23 protein-coding genes are annotated in these 23,847 nt (G+C 65.0%); 17 read left to right on the top strand and 6 right to left on the bottom strand.

Features of this window, described 5'->3' with window-relative positions; genetic code table 11:
* Nucleotides 1–87 precede the first annotated feature (87 nt).
* The 3 genes from AAG816_RS02640 to AAG816_RS02630 all read right to left on the bottom strand — a co-directional run bounded on the left by AAG816_RS02640 (nucleotide 88) and on the right by AAG816_RS02630 (nucleotide 3,284).
* Nucleotides 88–984 carry an amidohydrolase family protein gene (locus tag AAG816_RS02640; RefSeq protein WP_341987982.1) on the bottom strand — a complete coding sequence of 299 codons (897 nt, stop codon included), beginning with the start codon at nucleotides 982–984 and terminating at the stop codon, nucleotides 88–90.
* Nucleotides 977–2,260 carry an MFS transporter gene (locus tag AAG816_RS02635; protein ID WP_341987873.1) on the bottom strand — a complete coding sequence of 428 codons (1,284 nt, stop codon included), beginning with the start codon at nucleotides 2,258–2,260 and terminating at the stop codon, nucleotides 977–979. Before AAG816_RS02635 ends, AAG816_RS02640 begins: the two co-directional genes overlap by 8 nt.
* Before the next feature lie 127 nt (nucleotides 2,261–2,387).
* Nucleotides 2,388–3,284: an AraC family transcriptional regulator gene (locus tag AAG816_RS02630; RefSeq protein WP_341987871.1), complete on the bottom strand. Its 897-nt coding sequence runs from the start codon at nucleotides 3,282–3,284 to the stop codon at nucleotides 2,388–2,390.
* A 272-nt stretch (nucleotides 3,285–3,556) separates the two neighbouring features.
* On the opposite strand from AAG816_RS02630, the gene AAG816_RS02625 reads away from it, so the two are divergent.
* The 8 genes from AAG816_RS02625 to AAG816_RS02590 all read left to right on the top strand — a co-directional run bounded on the left by AAG816_RS02625 (nucleotide 3,557) and on the right by AAG816_RS02590 (nucleotide 11,462).
* Nucleotides 3,557–3,955 carry a DUF6481 family protein gene (locus AAG816_RS02625; RefSeq protein WP_341987869.1) on the top strand — a complete coding sequence of 133 codons (399 nt, stop codon included), beginning with the start codon at nucleotides 3,557–3,559 and terminating at the stop codon, nucleotides 3,953–3,955.
* A gap of 570 nt (nucleotides 3,956–4,525) precedes the next feature.
* Complete coding sequence (locus tag AAG816_RS02620; RefSeq protein WP_341987867.1) at nucleotides 4,526–5,476, top strand: alpha/beta hydrolase; 951 nt, start codon at nucleotides 4,526–4,528, stop codon at nucleotides 5,474–5,476.
* 215 nt (nucleotides 5,477–5,691) lie between these two features.
* Entirely contained in the window at nucleotides 5,692–5,985 is a 294-nt protein-coding gene (locus AAG816_RS02615; RefSeq protein WP_341987866.1) for a PepSY domain-containing protein, read from the top strand.
* A 21-nt stretch (nucleotides 5,986–6,006) separates the two neighbouring features.
* Complete coding sequence (locus AAG816_RS02610) at nucleotides 6,007–6,612, top strand: general stress protein (RefSeq protein WP_341987865.1); 606 nt, start codon at nucleotides 6,007–6,009, stop codon at nucleotides 6,610–6,612.
* Between the two features lie 177 nt (nucleotides 6,613–6,789).
* Complete coding sequence (locus AAG816_RS02605) at nucleotides 6,790–8,910, top strand: catalase (protein WP_341987864.1); 2,121 nt, start codon at nucleotides 6,790–6,792, stop codon at nucleotides 8,908–8,910.
* A gap of 43 nt (nucleotides 8,911–8,953) precedes the next feature.
* On the top strand, nucleotides 8,954–10,123 hold the full coding sequence (locus AAG816_RS02600) for an acyl-CoA dehydrogenase family protein (protein WP_341987863.1): 1,170 nt from the start codon (nucleotides 8,954–8,956) through the stop codon (nucleotides 10,121–10,123).
* A 47-nt stretch (nucleotides 10,124–10,170) separates the two neighbouring features.
* Complete coding sequence (locus AAG816_RS02595) at nucleotides 10,171–10,881, top strand: PIG-L deacetylase family protein (RefSeq protein WP_341987861.1); 711 nt, start codon at nucleotides 10,171–10,173, stop codon at nucleotides 10,879–10,881.
* Nucleotides 10,878–11,462, top strand: a complete 585-nt coding sequence (locus tag AAG816_RS02590; protein WP_341987860.1) for an SAM-dependent methyltransferase — start codon at nucleotides 10,878–10,880, stop codon at nucleotides 11,460–11,462. The genes AAG816_RS02595 and AAG816_RS02590 overlap by 4 nt, the downstream gene beginning before the upstream one ends.
* On the opposite strand, the gene AAG816_RS02585 is transcribed toward AAG816_RS02590, so the two are convergent.
* Both AAG816_RS02585 and AAG816_RS02580 read right to left on the bottom strand, forming a co-directional pair.
* Nucleotides 11,397–12,617, bottom strand: coding sequence for a hypothetical protein (locus AAG816_RS02585; RefSeq protein WP_341987856.1), 1,221 nt, complete (start codon nucleotides 12,615–12,617; stop codon nucleotides 11,397–11,399). The genes AAG816_RS02590 and AAG816_RS02585 overlap by 66 nt on opposite strands.
* A 299-nt stretch (nucleotides 12,618–12,916) precedes the next feature.
* Complete coding sequence (locus AAG816_RS02580) at nucleotides 12,917–13,693, bottom strand: IclR family transcriptional regulator C-terminal domain-containing protein (protein ID WP_341987854.1); 777 nt, start codon at nucleotides 13,691–13,693, stop codon at nucleotides 12,917–12,919.
* Between the two features lie 525 nt (nucleotides 13,694–14,218).
* Between AAG816_RS02580 and AAG816_RS02575 the strand changes: the two genes are divergently transcribed.
* The 9 genes from AAG816_RS02575 (at nucleotide 14,219) to AAG816_RS02535 (ending at nucleotide 22,221) form a co-directional block, all read left to right on the top strand.
* Nucleotides 14,219–15,031, top strand: a complete 813-nt coding sequence (locus AAG816_RS02575) for a citryl-CoA lyase (protein WP_341987852.1) — start codon at nucleotides 14,219–14,221, stop codon at nucleotides 15,029–15,031.
* A gap of 11 nt (nucleotides 15,032–15,042) precedes the next feature.
* Nucleotides 15,043–16,230: a CaiB/BaiF CoA-transferase family protein gene (locus tag AAG816_RS02570; RefSeq protein WP_341987850.1), complete on the top strand. Its 1,188-nt coding sequence runs from the start codon at nucleotides 15,043–15,045 to the stop codon at nucleotides 16,228–16,230.
* Nucleotides 16,231–16,265: 35 nt separating this feature from the next.
* Nucleotides 16,266–17,126, top strand: coding sequence for an extradiol ring-cleavage dioxygenase (locus AAG816_RS02565; protein ID WP_341987848.1), 861 nt, complete (start codon nucleotides 16,266–16,268; stop codon nucleotides 17,124–17,126).
* The gene (locus AAG816_RS02560; protein WP_341987846.1) at nucleotides 17,123–17,488 is read left to right on the top strand and encodes a hypothetical protein; all 366 of its coding nucleotides are present in this window, start codon (nucleotides 17,123–17,125) and stop codon (nucleotides 17,486–17,488) included. Before AAG816_RS02565 ends, AAG816_RS02560 begins: the two co-directional genes overlap by 4 nt.
* 66 nt (nucleotides 17,489–17,554) lie before the next feature.
* On the top strand, nucleotides 17,555–18,823 hold the full coding sequence (locus AAG816_RS02555) for an amino acid ABC transporter substrate-binding protein (RefSeq protein WP_341987844.1): 1,269 nt from the start codon (nucleotides 17,555–17,557) through the stop codon (nucleotides 18,821–18,823).
* 75 nt (nucleotides 18,824–18,898) lie between these two features.
* A complete protein-coding gene (locus tag AAG816_RS02550; protein ID WP_341987842.1) occupies nucleotides 18,899–19,774 on the top strand; it encodes a branched-chain amino acid ABC transporter permease in 876 nt (291 codons plus the stop codon).
* Nucleotides 19,771–20,781: a branched-chain amino acid ABC transporter permease gene (locus tag AAG816_RS02545; protein ID WP_341987840.1), complete on the top strand. Its 1,011-nt coding sequence runs from the start codon at nucleotides 19,771–19,773 to the stop codon at nucleotides 20,779–20,781. The genes AAG816_RS02550 and AAG816_RS02545 overlap by 4 nt, the downstream gene beginning before the upstream one ends.
* A complete protein-coding gene (locus AAG816_RS02540) occupies nucleotides 20,778–21,503 on the top strand; it encodes an ABC transporter ATP-binding protein (RefSeq protein ID WP_341987837.1) in 726 nt (241 codons plus the stop codon). The genes AAG816_RS02545 and AAG816_RS02540 overlap by 4 nt, the downstream gene beginning before the upstream one ends.
* The gene (locus tag AAG816_RS02535) at nucleotides 21,484–22,221 is read left to right on the top strand and encodes an ABC transporter ATP-binding protein (RefSeq protein ID WP_341987835.1); all 738 of its coding nucleotides are present in this window, start codon (nucleotides 21,484–21,486) and stop codon (nucleotides 22,219–22,221) included. The genes AAG816_RS02540 and AAG816_RS02535 overlap by 20 nt, the downstream gene beginning before the upstream one ends.
* A 365-nt stretch (nucleotides 22,222–22,586) precedes the next feature.
* Here AAG816_RS02535 and AAG816_RS02530 read toward each other — a convergent pair whose 3' ends face one another.
* Entirely contained in the window at nucleotides 22,587–23,795 is a 1,209-nt protein-coding gene (locus AAG816_RS02530; RefSeq protein WP_341987833.1) for an ABC transporter substrate-binding protein, read from the bottom strand.
* Nucleotides 23,796–23,847: the final 52 nt, after the last annotated feature.

The following is a 23,847-nucleotide window of genomic DNA, read 5'->3' as shown; positions in this document are numbered from 1 at the left end:
CGCCCCTGGCCAAATACCGTCATCACGCAGAACCTACAGCCCGGAGGGGCGGACGGGACGCCATGGCGCCATCAAGCCTTGGCGCATTCAGATCGGCGGGAAGCCATAAAGCCGGTGCGCATTGTCCACCAGGACGCGCTCTCGTGCAGCCGCGTCGGGGACCCAGTCAGCCAGCAGATCCAGCAGGTCCCCGACGTTCATCATCGGTTTCCAATGCGCCACATGCGGCCAGTCGGAACCCCAGACGCAGCGATCGGGGGCCGCCTCCAGCAGTCGCTGCGCAAAGGGAATCGTATCGGCATAGGGCGGGCCATCGACGGAATTGCGGAAGGCCCCCGAGAGCTTCACCCAGCCGCCATCGCGCACCAGCGCGAGCAGCGTCTGAAAGCCCATGTCGGCGAGACCGCGCGAGACCGGGAAATGCCCCCAGTGATCGACGACGAAAGGCACCTCAAGCTTGGCGAGCGTCGGCGCGAGTGGCGTGAGATCCCGCGCATCCACCAGAAACTGCAGATGCCAGCCCATCTCCCGGGCGAGCGCGGCATAGGCATCGAGCTGCGCGAACCCGATACCGCCACCATAAAGGATGTTCAGGCGCAACCCGACAATGCCCGCGGCTTTCAGGTCCGCCAGTTCGCGATCGGGGAGACCCAGCGGGATCACCGCAATCCCGCGCAAGCGCTCCCGGTTGGCGGCGAGCGTCGCCACCAAGAGGCGATTGTCGGTGCCATGCACGCTGACCTGGACCAGCACGCCATAAGCCATGCCGGTCGCGTCGAGCATGGCGAGATAGCTGTGCGCGCTCGCCTCGGGCGGCGTGTAGCTGCGGCCGGCCACGAAAGGATAGGCCGGGGGCGCCCCAATGACATGCGCATGGGTATCCACGGCGCCCGGCGGCACGCGATAGCGCGTCGGCCCGTGCGGCAGGGGATCCGGCCCCGGACACGCCGGGGCACTCTGAGGGGACGAACCTGTGTCACGCATCGGCGAAGAGTACCTTGCCACGGGTTTCTGGAAGCATGTAGGCGGCGGCGAAGAACACCACATAGGCGATCACCGCAAAGATGCAGATGGCGTCGGCGAGCGTCGTGGCTTGCGAGAGATAGCCGACCAGGAACGGAAACAGCGCACCGATGCCCCGGCCGAAATTGTAGCAGAAGCCCTGCCCCGACCCACGCAGCCGCGTTGGATAGAGCTCGGTCAGGAAAGCGCCCATGCCGGAGAAATAGCCCGAGGCAAAGAAGCCCAGCGGGAACCCCAGCACCCACAGGACCTCATTCGACAGCGGCAGCTGGGTATAGGCCGCCACGACCACGATGGCGCCGAGGGAGAAGACCAGGAACAGGCTCCGGCGACCGTAGCGGTCCGCATACCAGGCCCCCACCAGATAGCCGATGAACGAGCCGATGATGAGCGCGGCGAGATAGCCGGTCGAGCCGACGATGGAGAGCTTGCGCTCGGTGGTCAGGAAGCGCGGCACCCAGAAGGTGATGGCATAGTAGCCGCCCTGGCACCCCGTGGACACCAGCGAGGCCAGCACGGTCACCTTCAGGATCGGGCCACGGAAAATTTCCAGAATGGAGGGGCTTCCGCCCTTGGCCGCCTCCTTGGCGCGGGATTGGGCCGCCACTTCCGGCTCCTTCACATAGGCGCGCAGATAGAGCACCAGCAGCGCCGGCAGCGCTCCGATCGCGAACATCCAGCGCCACGCCTGCTCCGCCGGCAGCAGCGAGAACAGCGCCGCCTGCGCCAGGACCGCAAGGCCCCAGCCCACCGCCCAGCCGGACTGCACGGAGCCGACCGCGCGGCCGCGATACTGCGCCCGGATGGTCTCGCCCATGAGCACGGCACCTGCCGCCCATTCGCCGCCGAAGCCCAGCCCGAGCAATGCGCGGCAGATCAGCAGCTGATTGAAGTCCTGCGCGAAGGCGCACAGCAGCGAGAAGAACGAGAACCAGAGGATGGTGAATTGCAGCGTGCGGACGCGCCCGATCCGATCGGCGATGTAGCCGGTGCCCCAGCCGCCCACGGCCGAGGCGAGCAGGGTCACCGTGCCGGCAAGTCCCGCGGTACCGGCATCGACATTCCACAGCTTGATGATCGTGCCGATCACCAGCGGGTAGATCATGAAGTCCATGCCGTCGAGCGCCCAGCCGGTGGCGCAGGCCCAAAAGGTCCGTTTTTCCGGCACGGTCATGTCTTTGTAGAAGCCGGTCAGGCTGGTGTTCTCGATCGGTACGATCGTCGGCGTCGTCGACATGCTTGGCCTCCCTTACCGCGCCTTCGTTCGGGCGCATGCTTGGGCAGGAAGGTGGCGTGTCGGGAGGTTTGCTGTCTGCCAGAAAAACGTCGTTCCCCGCCGCGCGACCGACGGCATTATCAGAAAATCAGCCTTGGCCGCGTTTGACGCGACGGTATTGAGATGGACTCATTCCCGTCATCGCGCGGAATGCGGTTCCCATGTGCGATTGCGACGAGAAGCCCACTTCGATCGCGATCTCGGCAATCGACATCTCCGAAACAGCGATGAGATCCTGCGCCACCCGCACCCGCTGCTCCATCACGAAGCGATGGGGCGTCAATCCGGTCGCGCGCTTGAAACTGCGGATAAAGGCGGATGGGCTCATGCCGGCAATCGTCGCCATGTCCGCGAGCGAGATTGCGCGACCGGGATCGCTCCGCACAAAGTCCGTGATCCAGGCGAATTTGCCAAGATCGAGCGTCGGGATCGGCTGCAACGCCTGCGGCGCGCCGTAGCGATCAGCCACATGCAGCGCCAGCGTATAGGCGAACTGCTCGGCCATCAGGGAATCGCCCGACCCCACCAAGGCGCTCGCCTCGACGAGACGTTGGGCGCAAAGTGAGAGCATCGGATCTTCCACGTCCCAGGCCGTATCCCGCAAGACGATGGGCGAGGCGCTGCCGTGGGCGGCGCCGACCTCCCGGAGCAGGACATCATCCAGATAGAGCAGAACGAGCTTTCCAGCGTGGACATCGGGCACTGCGTCGACAACCACGCTCCTGCCCGGTTGCCCGATACGGAACTGGCCGGCCGCGACACGTCCGTCGCGGCGCACGCGCCCATTCTCGATGAGCACATGGCGGCGCACGTCATAGAGCGTGATCGCCACCGTGGCGACGGGTAGCTCACCATAGTTGTAGATATGCGGCCCGGTGACATCGCTGAGGGTCGCCGCAAAGCCGGCCGTTGACCACAGATCAATAAGCGCCGACTGCTTACGCCCCGTGACCCGTTCCGCGTGCTTGATAGGATTCAGTCTCATCCGAGACACCGTGCTTTGCCGGCGTCAATCTCGGCACAGAAATGGGTCGATCGCAATGGCAGACTCTTTTGTGCGGCGCGCCCAGGGGATCGCCCCTGCGGCTCGCGCACCCGGACCGTCCGGCTGATGGCACGCAGACCGGCGCTTCGGCATCGCGCCAGCAGGAGCCTTGCCACCGCGATTCTGTCACGACAATTCTGATGGAGACTCTAGCCTCGAAATTTGCTAGACGGTCTCGGTCAAATCTGGTCCTCACGTGAGGTGCCGGAAAAATGAATGCGCTAGGTTCTATCCATTTGAATAAAACGTGGAATGTCGGCCTCGCCGATCGTCTGAAAGCTTCGGCCAGTACGAAAAAGTCCCGCCTCGAATCTTATCGTTCAGCGACAGCCGAGCCGGAACTCGCCGCAAAGCTGGCAGAGCGGGTGGCGATTGCGTCTGCTCGCGAAGAACGAAATGCAGAGCGCGTCCGCCTCAAGGCTGAGGAGCAGGCCGCAGCTGAGGCCAAGGCCGTGCAGCAAGCGCTGGAGATCGAGGCTGAAGCTCGACGGGAGGCCGATGAGCGCGCCGCCGCGGATCGCCAACGCATCGCGCGCGTCATCGAAGACCAGGCCGCGAGCAAGGCGGAGCGGGATCGGCGCTACGCTGAGAGAAAAACCCGGACATCGTAGGCATTGCCTACACGCATGCGGCCCTGCTGACGGAACCACCCCTCCGGTTATCGCATCGACCGAGGGGCCGCACGGTGCTGTTGGGCGACCGGTCGCTTCTGGCCGACGCTCGCACCGCCGTTCCCACTTGGACCGAGAACCATGCCGGTTCGGACATAGTGCCGGCGGGCATCATGGGCCAGATCATCGCCGCGCCGCTTCCGTGCGGCCGGAGGCCAGGGCGGCCAAGGCCGCCCTGCACGCCACGGGACTCCGCTCCGCGCGGCTCACCGCGAAATCAAAGCCGTGCCTCAACCCATGGCCGCCGCTGCGGACCGCCCTCATACAGCTGGGTTCGGAACGGCAAATCCTCATCAATACCGGCCGCCTTTTGGCCACCGCTTTGTCGAAGATCGCACGATCGTCCTGGCTTCGGCACGGCTGTGGAACCGGCCTGAGGGGACAATAGCCCTCATCGCGAGGGCTTCGGGCGCGTGGGCGCACCACGGAACCAGGTGACCGAGCGCACGTTGGTCGTCCGCGTCGCACCAGGCAGCCTGTTGCTACCTGGCCGCGCCTGGAGCTGCTGCCGTGAGCCGACACCGCACCGCAATCTCAATTGGCGTTTTCGCCGTCACCGCATTGGCCGCGATGGCCGTCTTCAATCGCATGTCGACCCGACGTGCCGAAGAGGACAATCCGCCGACGGGGCAGTTCATCGACATCGATGGCGTCAAACTCCACTACACCGATCACGGCACAGGTCCCGCCATCGTCTTTCTCCACGGCAACGGCGCAATGGTGGAGGATTTCCAGGCAAGCGGCCTGTTGGATGCCATCAGCGATGCCAGGGTGATTGCCTTCGACCGGCCGGGCTTTGGTCACAGCCGGCGGCCGAGGTCCGTCATTTGGACCCCATCTCACCAAGCCGATCTGATCCACCACGCCCTTGCGCGGCTGGGCGTGACCGAGGCGATCCTGGTCGGTCACTCCTGGGGCGCGCTGCTCGCCGCAACCATGGCCGTGCGGCACCCAACGCTGGTGAAGGGGCTGGTCCTCGCCTCGGGCTACTATTTCCCGTCTGCCCGCCTTGACGGACTCATGTCCATCGGTGGCGCTTTGCCGATTGTCGGCGATCTTCTCAGCCAGACGCTGTCGCCGCTCATCGGCCGGCTCATCTGGGGCGCGTCGTTGCGCAAGATATTCGGTCCGGCGCGCGTGCCAGAGAAGTTCGAGGCGTTTCCGACGGAAATGGCCCTGCGCCCATCACAGCTGCGCGCCGCCGCGGTCGAGACGACGCTCATGGTGCCCGCAGCCGCAGCCGTTCACCGGCGCTATGGCGAGCTTACGGTGCCGGTGGTGATTATCGCCGGCGCGGACGATCGTCTGGTTGATTTTCATGCGCAGTCCCATCGCCTGCACGAGGTGATCAAGCACAGCACGCTCCGCCGTGTCGCAAATTGCGGCCATATGGTGCATCAGACTGCAACAGACGACGTCCTGGCGTCTATTGCCACCGTTCGCGAGCGGATAGCCGGTTGACTTATCGCACTTATTCCAGCCTGCTTTTTATAAGCTTAGCTGCAATTCGCGAACAGACAGAAGGAACGATTGAACTCTGCGGCGGTTGTTTCGTCTGTACGCCACTGAGAGTGGCGAGCGGGTCCGCAACCTCAGCCCGAGACGGCAGATAGCCTGGACCCACGGGATAACGGCACGTGCAGCAATTCTGTGCGGCGCACGCAGGGAGCACTTACATGAAACACGTCATCATTTCGGCGGCTATTCTGTCCGTCACGACCATGGGCGCCGTCGCTCAGACGGCGACGACGCCGGCCGTGGGGTCCAAGGAAACAAATGCGGCTGCCCCCGTGCAGGGCGCCAACAGTTTCACGGAAGCTCAGGCGAAGGACCGCATCGAGAAGGCCGGCTTTACCGCCGTATCGGCGCTGAAGAAGGATGGCAATGGCGTGTGGCAGGGCACCGCAGCCAAGGACGGCATCAACAAAACCGTCATGCTCGATTTTCAGGGCAATGTCGTCAGCAAGTAAACGACCTCAGGAGGACCGACCATGACTCAGACCATTTCAGCGATTTTCGATCAATACACCGATGCGACCTCGGCGGTGAGCGCTCTGGAAGCCAACGGCGTGTCGAACTCCGACATCAGCATCATCGCCAACAATGCCGATGGAACCCATCGCGATGGCGCGGTGGAAAAGAATGACGCGGCTGCGGACGCGGGCATTGGTGCCGGCATCGGCGCCACCCTGGGCGGCGCGGGCGGTCTTCTCGCCGGCTTGGGCATCATGGCCATTCCCGGCGTTGGCCCCGTGGTGGCAGCGGGCTGGTTGATCTCCACCGCAGCCGGGGCGATTGCCGGCGCGGTGGCCGGCGGCGCAACCGGCGGAATTATCGGCGCGCTGACCGGTGCTGGCGTGCCCGAGGACGATGCCCACGTCTATGCGGAGAGCATCCGCCGCGGCGGTACACTCGTGACCGCCCGCGTGGACGATACGGAGGCCCCCCGCCTGAATGCGCTGCTGCAGCAACACAAGTCGGTCGACGTCTCGCAACGTCGTGCCGCCTATGAGGGCGAAGGCTGGACGGCATTCGACGTGGACGCGCCGACGCCGCCGCGTCAGCATATCCCGGACGCCAGCAATCGCGCGCTCTGAGTGAGACGGGCCTGCCAATGGCAGGCCCGGCCCTTCCTCGTCCCGTTGCCTGATGGGCAACGGGCACGCCCGCTCGTCCGCCCCCCTGGTTCACAACCGGCCGCGCAGGGATGCCCGCAGAGTACGGCATCAGGCAGCCTCGCCCATGCTTGTCGGCGCCCCTCATGGAGCAACCAAATGCCCAGGAAGTCCTCAAAGACGACCGCTCGTAATGCAAATCTGGCCCACATTCACGACCAGGCCCTGATCCGCGGCGAGGGCGGCGAATTGCACCAGACCGCCACTGGCGATACGCCGCTGCTGACGACGGCTCAAGGCAGACCGGTTGCTGACGACCAGAACAGCCTGAAAGCGGGCGCACGCGGCCCCTCCCTGATTGAGGATTTCCATTTCCGGGAGAAGATCTTTCACTTTGATCATGAGCGCATTCCCGAACGGGTGGTTCATGCCCGCGGCTATGGCGCTCACGGCTATTTTGAGACGTACGAATCCCTGGCGAAATACACCCGAGCGGACCTGTTCCAGCGCGCTGGCGAACGGACACCGGCATTTGTGCGCTTCAGCACCGTCGCCGGGTCGAAGGGATCGTTCGACCTTGCCCGCGACGTGCGCGGCTTCGCGGTGAAGATCTACACCCAAGAAGGCAATTGGGATCTGGTCGGCAACAATATCCCGGTGTTCTTCATCCAGGACGCGATCAAGTTTCCGGACCTCATCCATTCGGTCAAGCCAGAGCCGGACCGGGCCTTTCCCCAGGCGCAATCCGCGCACGACAATTTCTGGGATTTCATTTCGCTAACCCCGGAATCCATGCACATGATCATGTGGGTGATGTCGGACCGGGCCATCCCGCGCTCCTTCCGCTTCATGGAAGGCTTCGGTGTTCACACCTTTCGCTTCCTGAACGCCCAGGATCAATCCACCTTCGTCAAATTCATCTGGAAGCCGAAGCTCGGCCTGCAGTCGGTGGTCTGGAACGAAGCGGTGAAGATCAACGGCGCCGACCCGGACTTCCACCGCCGCGACCTCTGGGAAGCGGTTCAGTCCGGCGATTTCCCGGAGTGGGAATTGTGTGTCCAATTGTTCGATCAGGACTTCGCTGATCGCTTCGACTTCGACGTTCTCGACCCCACCAAGCTCATTCCCGAGGAAGTCCTCAAGCCCATTCCAGTGGGCCGGCTGGTGCTGGACCGGATGCCGGACAATTTCTTCGCGGGGACCGAGCAGGTCGCTTTCATGACTCAGAATGTGCCGCCGGGCATCGACTTCTCCAACGACCCTCTGCTTCAGGGTCGCAACTTCTCTTATCTTGATACACAGCTGAAGCGGCTCGGCAGCCCGAACTTCACGCACATTCCGATCAATGCGCCGAAATGCCCGTTCGCGCATTTTCAGCAGGATGGGCATATGGCCATGCGCAACCCCGTCGGACGGGCGAACTATCAGCCCAACTCCTGGGGCGAGGGGCCGCGCGAAGACCCCTCCCGCGGCTTCCGCTCCTTCCGCGAGGACATTGCGGCGCCGAAGGTCCGGTTGCGCGCTGAAAGCTTCGCAGACCACTATAGCCAGGCACGCCAGTTCTTCATCAGCCAGGCGCCGAATGAACAGCAGCACATCATCATGTCGCTGACCTTCGAGCTGAGCAAGTGCGAGCACCCGGTCATTCGCGAGCGGATGGTTGCGCATCTGCTCAATATTGATGCGGGACTTGGCGCCGCGGTTGCAGACAAGCTGGGGATGGACACCCTCCCCCAGCCTGCCGATGCAGCGGTTACGCCGCGGAACGATCTGCCGGCGTCGCCCGCCCTCAGCATCATTCAAAATGGCCCGGCCAGCTTCGCCGGGCGCAAGGTCGGCGTGCTTGTGACCGACGGCTGCGACGGCCAGCTCCTCAAGGCGCTGGCTGCAGCCATCGCCGCTGAAGGCGCGACGCTGGCGCTGATTGCGCCCAAGGTCGGGGGCGTGAAGACCGCTGACGGGACCTTGGTGCCCGCGACACATATGGTCGATGGTGGCCCCTCCGTGCTGTTTGACGCGGTGGCTCTTCTCTTGTCCGAAGACGGAGCCGCGCAACTGACGGGTGAAGCTGCCGCGCGAGACTTCGTGGCGGATGCCTTCGCCCACTGCAAGTTCATTGCCTTCAGCCCAGCCGCCGTTGCTCTGCTCACCAAGGCGGGCGTGGCGCCTGACGCCGACGACGGGCTGTTTGCCCTCAAGGCACCCGCATCGGCGGCTCAGTTCATTGAACGCTGCCGCAAGCTGCGCTTCTGGCCCCGTGAAGGCAACGTCAAGCTCTGAGCAGAGCCGGGAGCGTTTCCATGGCAGTGAGCGAACGGCAGACATGACGATGAATCCCATTCCATTCCGGCCTGTCGCTTCAAAGGCGCCGCAGTCGGCCGAGCCATTTTTCGGTCGACTGCGCGCTATTCTCGATACGGTCGCCGCACACGCGGCCGATCTCGACCATGATGAGGCATCGCCACGGGAGGACATCGATCTTCTCGCCGCCTCGGGTGCTCTTCTTGCTCCCCTCGCTCCGTCCTTCGGAGGTCAAGGTTTTGGGTTGAGCAGCGTCGGTGCGGGCCATCTGGCGCGGGCCCTCCGCTTGATCGGCTGGGCCAGCCTGCCGCTGGGTCGTCTCTATGAAGGCCATGTGAATGCGCTTGCGCTAATCCAGCGGTTCGGCACGCCTGAGCAGATCGGCAGCGCGGCCGAGTCCGTGCGCGAGGGCAAACTGTACGGCGTCTGGAACACCGAAAGCACCGATGCACCTCTGCGCATCGAACCGGACAGCGTAGGGTTCCGCTTGAGGGGGGGAAAGACGTTCGCATCCGGTGCCGGTTTCGTCGCCTGCCCCCTCGTGACTGCCCGCATCTCCGATGGACCGCCGCTGATGATCCTGCCGCCCCTCGGGGCGCGCGACCTGCATCAGCGCGCGGATATGACAGCATGGCGGGCTCACGGCATGCGCGCGTCGGCCAGCGGCGCGTTTGATTTCTCCGGACTTGCCGTCACCGAGAAAGACATCGTCGGCGCACCGGGGGATTATCACGCCCAGCCGCACTTCTCTGGCGGCGCCTGGCGCTTTCTGGCCGTGCAGTTGGGGGGGATCGAGCGTCTTGTGGACGAGGCGCGCGGTCATCTCCGCAGCGTCGGCCGTGACAGTGACCCCCACCAAGTGGCCCGCATGGCACAGGCCGCGGCGGCCGCTGAAACCGCCAGGCTGTGGGTGGACCATGCCTCGGAGAGGGCCGAACAGGTCGCAGACGGTGCGGGAACCATTGCATATGTGAACCTCGCCCGCGGTGTGGTTGAGCGGGCAGGACTGGATGTGCTGGAACTCGTCCACCGCTCCGTGGGCCTCCCCTGTTTTCAACGCTCTCACCCCATCGAGCGCATCAGCCGAGATCTCGCGACCTATCTTCGACAGCCCGCGCCCGACCGTGCGCTGGCGGAGGCGGGGCACTGGGTCTTGCAATCGGATGGGCGGCTTGCGGACTTTTGGCCGTGATCATCCCCGCCCCCACCACCATGTGCATTGCCGAAGCGCTGGAGGCGATGGAGGCCTTGCCGCTGCTGCGGTTCGACGATCTTGATATTCAGGCTCTCCTGGTCATCGCGCCCCACCCGGACGATGAAAGTCTCGGCTGTGGCGGGATGATCGCCGCCGCCTGTGCCGCCGGCGTTCCGGTCACCGTCCTGATCGTCAGCGATGGCGCGGGATCGCATCCGAACTCCGTCGCCTATCCTCCCGATCGCCTCCGCGCGCTGCGGGAGGCCGAAACCCTGGAAGCGACCGCGGAACTTGGCCTCGCGCCCGACCACGTGACGTTCTTGCGCCTGCCCGATCGGTGCGTGCCATCCGACGGCGTCCAAGCGCAGGCGGCCGTCGCCGCCATGGTCGCCGCAGCGCCGGCTGGACCCGCCGCAACCATTGCGGTGACCTGGCCCCACGATCCCCATTGCGATCATCAGGCCGCATTTGCACTCGCCCGCCGTGCACACCGTCTCCTTCCCGGTAGTAAGCTGCTTGCCTATCCCATCTGGGGATTGAGCCGGCCGCCACATGAGTGCATTGCGGAAAGCGAGATCGGCGGCTTTCGGCTGGCGATCAGCGAATACCTGCCCGCCAAACGCCGCGCCATCGCGGCCCACCGCTCCCAGACCACCTCGCTCATCGGCGATGATCCCACCGGTTTCCGACTGACGGCACAGGATCTGGCGCGGTTTGATGGCCCCAGCGAGATCTTCCTGAAAGTGAAGCCATGACGGGAAAGCCGAAGTCACTGGAGACGGCCTATTTCGACGAACTGTATGCACGGGACGATGATCCGTGGAATTTCAGCCGCAGCGACTATGAGCGGGCCAAATACAGTCACACGCTGCGTGCCCTCCCCCGTCGGCACTACCAGTGCGCTGTGGAGGTCGGCTGCTCCATCGGCATTCTGACCGAGCAATTGGCACCGCGATGCTCTTCGCTGCTGGCGTTGGATGCGAGCGAGCGTCCGCTCGTGCATGCGCGGAACCGCTGCAAAGGCCTTCCCCAAGTCCGGATCGAGCAAGGACGGGTGCCGCAGAACTGGCCGGACGGCGTCTTCGACCTGCTGCTCTTTTCTGAAGTTCTCTATTATCTCTCGCCAGCCGACCTCAAGGAAGTTGCCGCTTGCGTCCGCCGAAGCGCGGCGCCGGCCGCGCATATCCTCCTCGTTCACTGGACGGGAGAAACCGACTATCCGCTCAGCGGCGATGTCGCGACCGATGGTTTTATCTCAGCCATCGCGCCTTCAATCCACACCCTCCGCGAGGAGGTGACGGACGCCTATCGTCTCGTATTCCTGAGCTTGAAATAGGCTGGGGCGCATGTCCCGCAGGAGTTGGCGCCCGGCCTCAGCATGGCCGGCGAGGAGACCACGTTGCAGCGGCACCCTGGCGAGGAAGGGACTAGCCGTTTCAATTTTCTGCCAGAAGGCGCCAAAGGGACCGCTCTTCGGCTCACCGCTCGGGACATTCAGCCCGAATACCGCCGCCCAGAGGGACGCATCCAAGTTCCCCACGCGGTGCCACGTGCGCAGACGACGGCGCCACATGTAGCGACGCAGCGCGTTGGGGAGCGCCTCCAGCGCCTCGTCGCCCGGGGATTCCCACACGTCCGCGCGTTGCCGCAAGGTGTCGGCGAAACCGTCCCGCGCACGGCCCGCCAACCGCGCCGAGGTGGAAACGACGAGCTCTGGATCGTGCCGAACGGGGATGTCCAGCCACCGGAGGGCCGCGACCAGCGCGCGGTCCTCGCCGCAGGGGACATGCGGCGACCCGCCGATGGCCCGATAGGCGGAAAGCGTGACCGCGAGGCTGGCGCCCGACGCCGTGCCGTGATTGGGCCAGGGATCATGGGCAAGGGGATCGATAACGGCCGATAGTGCGAGGAGAACCTCCTCATACGCCCGCTCGTCGCGCCGCCGGCGCCGGAGCCGGCACGGTAGTTCATGTTCCTCGCTCGGATCCAGATCCACCCGGCCCGCGACCGCGCCGATCGAGCCGGGAAGCCCCGCCAGAGTCCTGCGCACCCAGTCCGCGGGGACACGGCTGTCGGCATCAGTGGTGAGAATGAGGCCATCGGTATCGTTGCCCACGCGCTCCAGCCAATCCGCTGCCGCATCCATGGCAAGACCGCGCGCAGCCCCCGCGTGCGCATGCTCCGCCGGCAACCGAACATCGGCGCACACGAAAGGCAGATTGCGGGCACGCAACAAGGCCACCGCCATATCAAAAGTTTGATCGCTCGTGTTGTTGACCAGAAGAACAATCCCGAAGTCGCGGGAGCGATGGAAATGCCCCGGCCACTCCTCCTGGCTGGCGAGAGCATCCAGGCAGTTTCCAATCCGTTCGGCCTCATCGCATGCCGGAATTGCCACGATCACACGGACAGGGGCGTCCGCCCGCCAATCTGAGACCCGCAGCACAGAGATCGGCGCCGCACGGCGAATAAGCGTTCCTGAGATCGGCATTTGACCCTGTCCATTCCGCCCATCGATAACGAATGGCGCAGAGGCAGGTTCCTTCCAAGATCTGGCACGCCGCGGCTCCCGTGCCCGTGGGGTGATGAGACCGTGGCCGTGTGGACCGTCTCGATCTCGCGCGCCCATGCATTCGAGGGACACGGTTTGTCCAAGGACAGGGAATGATCGGTCAGTAAAACGCCGCCCCCCGGCTCATCATCGATGCGGCTGACGCATGTGCGGCACCGCCCGGATGCCGGACGTCCCGTCGGCACGGTGGAAAACCGCTCGGGCGCGCGCCGCTCCCTTTAGCCGGTGGGTCGGATGGAATGGAGCAGGGCTGGGTAACGGGTGAAGACGTGCGTGATGCGGGCCGCGGATAGTTGCAGCTCCGCCAATCGTTCTTCCAGCATGCGATCGGCGTTCAGCTTGCCGGAATAGCCCGAGCTGTTGATCGCCGCCACCACCCGGCCGGCCTGATCCTTGATGGGCACCGCCAGCGACGTCACCCCATAGTCCAATTGATCCACCACCAGCGCATAGCCCTGCTGGCGCACCTCCGCCAGGATCTGCCGGAGCTTGCCGATGTCGGTCTCGGTGTGCTCCGTAAGCTTCGCCGGGCGAAGCTGCGACAGATACATCTCGATGGCCTCCGGCGGCATGCGGGACAGCAACACCCGCCCCATGGAGGTGGCATAGCCCGGATAGGTGACGCCGATGCCCGCGGAGGGACGCGAGGCGCGCTGCTCGGAGCAATGAGCCACATAGAGGATGTTGGGGCCCTCCAGGACGCTGACCGAAGACGCATCCCCGAACTGCCCGACGAGCCGGCGCAACTCGGGCATCAAGGCCTCGTCCACATGGGCCGCGCGAAGATAGGAAGCCCCCAGCGCCAGCACGCGCGCCGCCAGCACATAGCGCTTGTTGACCTGGCGCACGTAGCCCAGCGCAGCCAAGGTGTGCAGGCTGCGTCGCGCGGTCGCCGGATTCATGCCGGTGCGGCGGGCGACATCGGTGAGCGACAGCTCAGGATGGGCCTCATCAAAGGTCTCCAGCACAGCGAGACCACGGGCAAGGGCCTCCACGAACTCCACGGCTCCGCGGGGAGCGGCCGCCGTTTCGGCAATGTCTGTCTCGATATCGGTGATCCGGGGAATGGCCTGGGCTCCGCACTCTCGGCGACAGTTCGGTCGCCACGCACAACACTTCATTCGGCTAGCGAAAAGAACTTCGATGAAACTGATCCGAAGGGCTGATGTCAAGGCGAGCATACGTTGCGTTGCACCATAACGCCCCAAGCTTGATCCCTTGACAGACGCAGCGTATCGCCGCACGCTATTAACGAATAAATATTCGTTCAGCGAAATATGATCCCCGAATGGGGACGATGGAAGGAAACGCCATGGAGTTGCCCCCTCCGCCGTGCCCGCACCGGCTGGTGTCGCCGCCCGCGGTTCGCCCGCGGGGCGCCTAGCCCATCCCCTCCCCGCACGCCGCGGTGGTCCGTATGGCGCAGTGCCCGGTCCGCCCGCGCATGGTCCCGGCTCATGCTTGGCCGTCCATCTATCCCGCCTGGCACTGCGGCCAGCGCCCCCTTGGGAGATCTGACGTTGAAAATCGGCGCCGATACCGCACCCACCACCGCCATCTGCGGATCAAATCCCGAGACCATCATCGTGCGCGGGCACGATTTGGTGAACGATCTCATCGGCCACATCTCCTTCACTGACCACACCTGGCTGCTGATTGCTGGCTCATTGCCCACCACGGCGCAGCGGGCGATGCTGGATGCGACCTTGGTGGCGATCGCCGAACACGGCTTGGTGCCGAGCGTCCAGACCGCGCGCATGACGTTGGCCTCCGCCCCGGAAGCGCTACAAGGCGCGGTTGCGGCTGGCCTCCTGGGTTGCGGCTCGGTCATCCTCGGCGCTTCCGCCACCGCCGGCGCCCTGTTTGCGGAGATCATCGCCGAGCATGGCGCCAGCGGGGGAACGCTGGATGCTGCCGTTACCAAGATCGTGCGTGACTATCGCGCCGCCAAGCGGGCCATTCCCGGCTACGGCCATCCGCTGCATAAGGAAGGTGACCCGCGCGCCTTGCGGCTCCTGCAGATCGCCCGCACGCTCGGCCTTTATGGCCGCCATTGCGAGGTGGCGCTGGCGGTGGAGCGGCTGCTGCCGGAACTCATCAACCGGCCGCTTGTGATGAACATTTCCAGCGCCATTCCCTGCGTCCTGCTGGATGCGGGCTATCCGCTGCTGGCCCTGCGCGGCGTGCCCTTGCTAGCCCGCACCGCCAGCCTCATCGGCCATCTGTTGGAAGAACAGGCGCACCCCATCGGCTTCCTGATGTCCCACGCGGCCTCGTCCGCCATCACCTATGACGGTCCGGCCCCCACGGGCTTCGTCGCCAACGAGAACTGAGGACTTTCGCAATGTTCGGCGTTCTCAACGACGTGCGCATCGTGGAACAGGGCACCTTCATCACCGGCCCCTGCGCCGGCATGATGCTGGCCGACCTCGGGGCCGATGTGATCAAGGTGGAAAGCGCCGGCAATGGCGATCCCTACCGCAGCTTCAAGACCGGCTTCTACAGTGCCCATTTTCAGGCCTATAACCGCAACAAGCGCAGCATCAGCCTGGATATGAAGGCCCAGGCGGACAAGGAGGTCTTCTACGACCTCATCCGCCAGGCGGACGTCTATATCCAGAACTTCCGCCCGGGCGCCGCCGGCCGCATCGGCGCCGACGTGGAGACGCTGCACGCCATCAATCCCAAGCTGGTCTATTGCTCCATCAGCGGCTTCGGCCCGGACGGGCCTTATGCCAAGCGGCCGGTCTACGATTCCGTGGCCCAGGCGGTCAGCGGCTTCCTTGGCGTCGCCATCGATCCGGAGCAGCCGCGCTTCATCGGCCCGGCCCTGGCAGATGCCATCACCGGCATCTATGCGGCGCTGGGCATCGCCGGCGCGCTGGTGGAGCGGGGGCGCACCGGCAAGGGGCGGCTGGTGGAAATCTCCATGCTGGAGGCCATGATGCACTTCGCGGTGGAGCCCTTCATGGGCTATTTCGCGCTCGGCGAGCAGCCCAGCGGCGTGGACCGGCCGCGTCTGGCTCAGGCCTATATCGTGCGCTGCAAGGACGGCAAGCTGTTCGCCTTCCATCTGTCTTCGCTGGACAAGTTCTGGGAGGCGTTGGTGGAAGCCACCGGGGCGCACCAACTGGCAGCCGATCCGCGCTTTGCCGTGCGGCTCCAGCGCATCGATAACTATCTGGAGCTGTCGGACGAACTGAACGCCGTCTTTGCCCAGCGTGACCGCGCGGAGTGGGTAGAGCGCTTCGCAGCGTTCGACGTGCCCTATGCGCCGATCAACTCCATCCCCGATGTGATTGAGGATCCGCAAGTGGGCCATCTCGGGGTGATCGTGCCGGTGAACGAGCGCTCGGAGGGCGCCTCCTTCTCGGTGCGCCCCGCCTTCACCTTCGACCACCAGCGCGCCAACGCTGTGAAAGCCGCACCGACCGTGGATGAGGACGGTGCCGACATCCGCCGGGCCCTGGGGGGCGACCGGCACAATTGGCCCAAGCGGCATGCCCGCGTGGCGCTGAAGACGCCGGCCTGACGAACAAGAAACTGCACGATTTGGGGGAGGAGACCATGGCAACCCTGGCGGCCGTTTTGGCCACCACGCATCATCCCTTCTATTTGAAGGCAACCACGGCGCCGGAGGCGGAGCAGATCCCCCAGGCGGCGGAATGGAAGCGCAAGGTGCTCGCCTATCGCGAGACCTTGACCCGCGCCAAGCCGGACATTCTGGTGATGATCGGCGCCGATCATTTCCACCAGTTCTTCCTCGACAATTATCCCACCTTCCTCATTGGCAAGGCGCCGCGTTATGACGCCACCTTCTACAATGAGGAGCGCGAATTCGGCCTGCCGAAATACGTGCTGGAAGGCCACGAAGACCTCTCGCGCTTCATGCACCAGGGGCTGCTGGATCGTGGGTTTGACTTCTCCTTCAGCCACGAGCTGAAGATTGACCATTCGATCATCTGCCCGATCATCACCACCCGCCCCGAGGCGGACCTGCCGGTGGTGCCGATCTATACCAACATCTTCGCGCCGCCCTTGCCCTCGCCCAAGCGGTTCTGGGACCTGGGCCGGGCCATCCGCGAGGTGATCGACGCCTATCCCTCCGACCAGCGCATCGCCGCCGTCGGCTCGGGCCATCTGTCGCTGGAATTGGGCGGCCCGCGCCAGTTCGGCGAGCATGGCCCGGACCCGGAATTCGACCGCCAGGCCATCGAATGGCTCTCCACCGGCAATATCGAGGCGATCCTGGAGAACGTCACCCACGAGAGCATGTCGAAAGCCGGCAACGCCACCCACGGCTTCATGGACCTGATCCTGATGATGGGCATCGCCGGCGGCGGGACCGCCGCCTATGTGGACAGCCTCGATCTTTACCACACTCGCGAGGCCTATCTGACCTGGTATCCGGAAGGAGGACACGCATGAGCAAGTATTATGTGAACAAATTCCTCTATACGGTGGATGGAAACCCGGAATATCTCCAGCGCTATAAAGAGGATCCCCGGACGTTTGTGGCGACCTGGGAACAGTCCATCGGCCCACGCCTCAACGAGGTGGAGCGCACCACCGTCACCAGCCTCACCGACGCCGAGCGCGAAGCGCTGATCGCCCACGACTATGTGGCGCTATTTGAGATGGGAGCGCATTTCTTCCTGTCGCTGACCATCTTCATTGCCCTGTATGACGAAGAGTATATGCATCGCAGTGGCCCGCTGGCATTCCAGCGCGAGTTCGCCACCAAGCTGCAGCACTGGAACGGCAAGGACTATCCCACGGTGGCGCTCTGAACCGACGCCACCCCGCGGCAATGGCGCGACAACAGCGCCTCGCAGACACTCATTGGGGAGGACATCATGACCATTTCCCGCAGGCGTTTTGGAACCCTTGCCGCCGCCACTGGCCTGGCCGTCGCGGCCCCCGCCATCTGGACCACGGGCCGCGCCCAGGCCCGGCCGATCCGCATCGGCGCCAGCTTTTCCATGACCGGCCCACTGTCGTCCACCAAGGCCGGCCTCGTCGGCCTGCAGATCTGGCGCGACGACGTCAATGCCGCCGGCGGCCTGCTGGGCCGACCGGTGGAGCTGGTCACCTATGACGACCAGAGCACGGTGGCGCAGATCCCCAGCATCTATTCCAAGCTGGTGGACATCGACAAGGTGGACATCCTGCTCTCGCCTTATGGCGCCGTGCTCTCCGCGCCGGTGATGCCGTTCGTCAAGCAGCGCAACCGCTTCATGGTGGGCATGTTCACCCTGGCCAGCAATGACGGAGTGAAGAGTGAGCGCTTCTTCCAGAGCGCGCCCTGGGGGCCGGATGCCAAGGTGAACTGGGCGCGCGGCTTCTTCGACATCGCCAAGTCCATCGGCGCCACCCGCATCGCCGTCCTCAATGCCGACGTGGAGTTCGCCAAGGTGTCTGCGGCCGGCGGCAAGATCGCGGCCAAGGAACTGGGCCAGGAGGTGGTGTTCGAGCAGAACTATCCGCCCAACACGTCAGACTTCTCCGCCATCCTGCGCAATCTGCGCGGCACGACCCCGGACGCGGTGTTCATCTGCTCCTATCCGCCGGACAGCAGCGCGCTGATCCGCGGTCTGTCGGAAGTGGGCATCGGCGACAGCGTGAAGCTGTTCGGCGGCGCCATGGTCGGCCCGCAATATGCCGCCAACCTCCAGGCGCTCGGCCCCGCGCTGAACGGAATTGTCAATTTCAACCTGTTCGTGCCCGAGCCCACCATGGTGAGCCCGCCGGTGACCTCCTTCCTGGAGCGCTACACCGCCATTGCCGTGCCGGAGAAGCTGGATGCGCTCGGCTATTACATCCCACCCTTCTATTATACGGCCGGGCAGATGATCGCCGCCGCGGTCACCGCCACCGGCTCCACCGAGAGCGCGGCCATGGCCACCTGGATGCACGCCAACCCCGTCAAGTCTTTGATGGGCACCGCCTCCTTCAACGAGTTGGGCGACTGGACCGAGCGGCGGGTGCTGATGGCCCAGTTCCAGGGCATCAAGGGCAACGACATCGAACAGTTCCGCCAGCCCGGCCGGCAGGTGATCCTCGCTCCGTCGGCGCTGAAGTCGGGGGATCTGGTGCAGCCGTTCCAAAAGGCGCGCGGCGCTTGACCGGCCGCCGTGCCCTTTCACCGGCGGGCGCCTCGGCGCCCGCCGGGTCGTCGTCCCCGCCTCGGAGTCTGCGTCATGTTTCTTGACCAGTTCGTCAACGCCATTGGCACCGGCGTGATGCTGGGCAGCATCTATGCCGCGCTGGCGCTGGGCCTGGCGGTCACATTCGGCCTGTTGCACATCCCCAACATCGCCCATCCGGCGTTTGTGGTGGCCGGGGCCTATGTGGTGGCGGTGGGCAATTCCTATGGCTTCGATCCGTTGCTGGTGGCGGTGGTGGCCCTGGTGCCCTTCTATGTGGCGGGGCTGGCCTTCTATGAATTCTATGCCCGCCTGTTCGAGCGGCGCGGCGCCGCCGACACCATGAATGCGCTGACCTTGTTCTTCGGCGTCTCGCTGGTGGTGGAAACCGCCCTGCTGATGAAGTTCGGCACCAACCAGCAGTCGGTGAACGTGGCCTATGTGGGCCAGAGCCTGGTGATCGGCCTGTTGTCCCTGCCCTATCGCCTGCTGGTCCCGGCATTGCTGGCGCCGGTGATGATCGGCCTGTTGTGGGTCTATCTGCATTTCACCCATGCGGGCATCGCCATCCGGGCGGTGGCCCATGATGAGCGGGCGCTCTCGGTCAGCGGCATCGATCCGCGCTGGATCAAGCGCCACGCCTTCGGCATCGCCGCCGCCACCGCCGTGATCGCGGGCGCGGCACTCATCATCGTCGGGCCGGTGGACCCGTTCGGCGGCCGCCTGATGATCGGCCGCGCCTTCGCCGTGGTGGTGCTGGCGGGCATGGGCTCGCTGCCGGGCACCATCGCCGCCGGCATCCTCATCGGGGTTTCGGAATCCCTGGTGGCGGCCTTTGCGAGCCCGTCCTGGGCGCCCGCCGTCGCCTTCTCCATCCTGCTCGCCACCTTGGCGCTGCGCCCCGCCGGCCTGTTCGGAGTCCGTCGATGACCGCGAAGGCTTCCGTGATGACCGCTGCCTCCCCCCGTCCGCGGGCGCCCGCGCGCCTGCCGGGCAACCGCACCTTGCTCTTTACGCTGGGCGCGCTGGCGGTGCTGGCCCTGGGCGGGGTGATGACCCAGACCCTGGCCAATCCCTATGTGTTCTTCGCCGCCTTCGTGATCGTCCAGTCGGTGGCGCTGGCCACCGGCTGGAACGTGCTGGGCGGCTATGCGGGCTACATCAATTTCGGGGCCACCGCTTTCTATGGCGCGGGCGCCTATACGGCCGCCTTCCTGCTCAAGGCGTTCGATGCCTCCATCTTCCTGTGCCTTCCCGCCGCCGCTCTTGTGGGCGGAGGCCTGGGCCTGATGATGGGCTATATGACCTTGCGGGTGCAGGGGGTCTATTTCGCCATCGGCACCATCGCTTTGGTGGTGATGGCCCACACTTTGGTGCTCAACATCGATTATCTGGGCGGGGCCAGCGGCATGGCTCTGATGGCGCCGGAACCGCCGGCCTGGACCGGCGGGCAGGTGCAGTTCGTGTTCCTGGTGATGCTGGGCATCGCCGTGCTGGCCGTGGCCTGCGCCCGCTGGATCGAAATCTCCTGGGTGGGCCGCGGCTTCCGGGCGCTGCGGGCCTCGGAGGAAGCGGCGGAATGCGCCGGTGTACCCACGTTCAAGCTCAAGCTCTCCGCCTGCGCCATTTCCGGGGCGATCCTGGCCATGACCGGCGCGCCGCTGATCTTCTATGCCTCCTTCATCGAGCCGGAGACGGTGTTCGGCCTGGCGCTTGCGCTCAATGCCATCGCTATGCCGCTGATCGGCGGCAAGCGCTCTTGGCCGGGTCCGATCATCGGCGCAGTGCTGCTGGGCTCGGTGCAGCAGGCGGCCACCATCACCATCTCCTCGGAACTCAACATCCTGCTGGTGGGCGTGGTGCTCATCGGCTTCGTTGCTGCTGCGCCGGACGGCATTCTCGGCCTGATCGACACTTTGCGAAAGGGCCGGCGATGAGCGCTCCCATCCTTGCGGTCGAGGGGATCGAGAAGACCTTCGGCGCGCTTAGGGCGCTTGGCCCCATCTCGGTCGCACTGCAACCGGGCGAACGGCTCGGCATCATCGGGCCCAACGGCTCCGGCAAGACCACACTGATCAACTGCCTGACCGGCACGCTCACCCCCAGCGCCGGCGAGGTGTGGTTCCTGGGCCGCAAAGTCACCGGCCTGGCGCCGCATCTGCGCGCCCGCATGGGATTGGCCCGCTCGTTCCAGATCCCCAAGCCCTTTACCGGCATGACCGTGCTGGAAAACCTGCTGGTGCCCCTCGACCATCTGCACGACGTGGCGGACCCGCACGTCCGCGCCATGGAGGTGCTGGACTCCGTTGGCCTGGCCGGGCGCGCCGCGCACGAGGCGGGCGGGCTCACCCAACTGGAATTGCGCAAGCTGGAACTGGCCCGTGCGCTCGCCGGCCGGCCCAAGGTCCTGATCGCCGACGAGGCGATGGCGGGCCTCTCCAACCGCGAGATCGACGATGTGCTGGTGATCCTCGAGCGGCTCAACGAGGCCGGGGTCGCGGTCATCATGATTGAGCACATCATGCATGCGGTGATGCGCTTTTCCCATCGCATCATCTGTCTGGAGACCGGCCTGCTCATCGCTGACGGTTTGCCCGATGCCGTCGCCAATGATCCGCTCGTGCAGAAGGTCTATTTCGGTGAACAGGCTCATCATTGAAAACCTCAGCGCCGGCTATGGCGCGGTCGCGGTGCTGCACGATGTCTCGCTGGAGCTGAATGCAGGCGAGTTCGTCGCCCTGCTGGGCACCAATGGCAATGGCAAGAGCACGTTGCTCAACGCCATCCTCGGCTTCGTCCCCCCCACCCGCGGGCGTATCCTGCTGGAGTGGGACGGCCGCACCATCGACCTCACCCGCATGGCCCCCCACCGGGTGGTCAACGAAGGCATCGCGCTGGTGCCGGAAGGCCGCCGGCTGGTGCCCAATCTGACGGTGGAGGAGAATCTCGTGCTCGCCGGCAGTTGCGCGCGGGCCAAGGCGGACCTGAAGACCAACCTCGCCTTCTGCTACGAGACCTTCCCGCTGCTGCGCGAGCGCCGGGCGCAGCGGGCCGCCACCATGAGCGGCGGGCAGCAGCAACTCCTTGCCATCGCCCGGGCGCTGATGACGGCGCCGCGCATCGTGCTGATCGATGAACCCTCCGTGGGGCTCGCCCCCATCGTGGTGGCGCAGGTGTTCGAGGCGGTCCGCAACCTGCAAGCCAAGGGCGACCTGACCATCCTTATGGCGGAACAAAGCTTCTTCCAGGCGGTGGACCTGGCGGCACGGGCCTATGTGCTGTCTCACGGCCATATCATCCGCACCATCGACCGCCAGTCCGGCGCTATCGATCCGGAGGATCTGCGCCGGGCGATGATGGGGCTGGAAGCGGCTTAAGGACGCCGCGATCGGACACCGCCAAGCCCGTCTCGACCACACATCCCGCGTCGCCAAATCACGGAAAAGCCAGGGCATTGGGGGGCGCCGCGCGGGGGACGGGGCGCCCCCCGACCGGCACCTTCGTGCCAGGGAACGCCGGCGTCCCCGCCGGACCGGCGGGCGTGCTTCGTAAAATAGCCTGCCGACAGAATGGAGAAGGTGGGTGCCCACCTCGCGTACCAGCGTGGTTCGCGGAAGCTGCATCCTCCCTCGAGGTTGTGCCATGGCGCCGGATCGCACTAGGACGGCGACGGCATGCTCGACGGAAGGGTGCACCGAGCGTGTCCAGGGAGCGGCAACAGATGTCGCTCCCTGGCCCAGCCTCACTTCACCAGCGGGCAGCCGCTCTCGCTTTCCGGGATATAGGCCTCCTTGCCGGGGATGGTCTGGATGAGGGTGAGATAGTCCCATGCCCCCTTGGACTCCGCCGGCTTTTTCACCTCGAACAGGTACATGTCGCCGAACACCCGGCCATTCTTTCCGATACTGGCATTCTTCATCATCATGTCGTTCACAGGTGTGACGCGCATCTTCTCCGCCACCTTGTCGGCATCATCCGTTCCCGCATCCTTCACAGCCTGGAGATAGTGGCGGACGGCGGAATAGACGCCCGCCTGGTTCATCGACGGCTTGCGACCTGTCTTCGCCTCAAACCGCTTCGACCAAGCCCGCGTCTCGTCATTCATGTCCCAGTAGAAGGAATTGGACATGATCAGTCCGTGAGCGATCGGTAGCGTAAGGGCGTGAATGTCGTTGATGTTCAATAGAAGGCCCGCAAGCGTCTGCCCGCCCTGCGGTAGTCCGAACTCGTTTGCCTGCTTGACGGAATTGATCGTGTCGCCGCCTGCGTTCGCCAGGGCCACCACCTTGGCACCTGACGCCTGGGCCTGAACCAAGAATGAGGAGAAGTCCGACGTTGCCAGCGGAACCCGGACGCCGCCCTTCACGGTTCCGCCAAGCGCCTTCACCGTCTTGCTGGCCTCTTCCTCCAGCGAGTGGCCGAAGGCGTAGTCGGTGGTGATGAAAAACCAGGTCTTTTCGCCTTTGGCGACAAGGGCGCGAGCCGTTCCCGCCGACACCGAGTGGGTATCCCAGGTCCACATGAACCCATAGGGACTGCATGCCTTGCCCGTCAGATCGACGGCGCCGGGACCGGACATCAGGAAGATGCGCTTCCGCTCCCGGGTAATGCCTTGCACCGCGAGCGCGGCAGCGGAGTTCGGCACATCGGCGACCACGTCGATCTGGTCGGTGTCGATCCATTTGCGCGCGATGCTAGCGGCCAAGTCCGGCTTGTTTTGATGATCGGCGACGACGATCTCGACCGGAACGCCATTGATGGCGTTCCCGAACTCCTCCGCCGCGAGGCGCGCCGCAGTCGCCGACCCCTCGCCATTGATATCAGAATAGACACCGGTCAGGTCCGAAAGGACGCCGATCCTGATCTTGCCGTCCGACATTTGGGCGCGTGCCGGCGCCGCCACTCCAGCCACGGCGGCGCCGAGCGCGACCGCGAGAACCAAGCCCTTCATGCGTTTTCTCCCTGTGTTGGTTTTTGTCGTTTGCCTATCGGGGGCTCTGCGT

This window comes from Azorhizobium sp. AG788, assembly GCF_943371865.1.
GTDB lineage: Bacteria > Pseudomonadota > Alphaproteobacteria > Rhizobiales > Xanthobacteraceae > Azorhizobium.
Note: the sequence above shows the minus strand (reverse complement) of the source record. Positions and strands in the feature narration are given on the sequence as shown.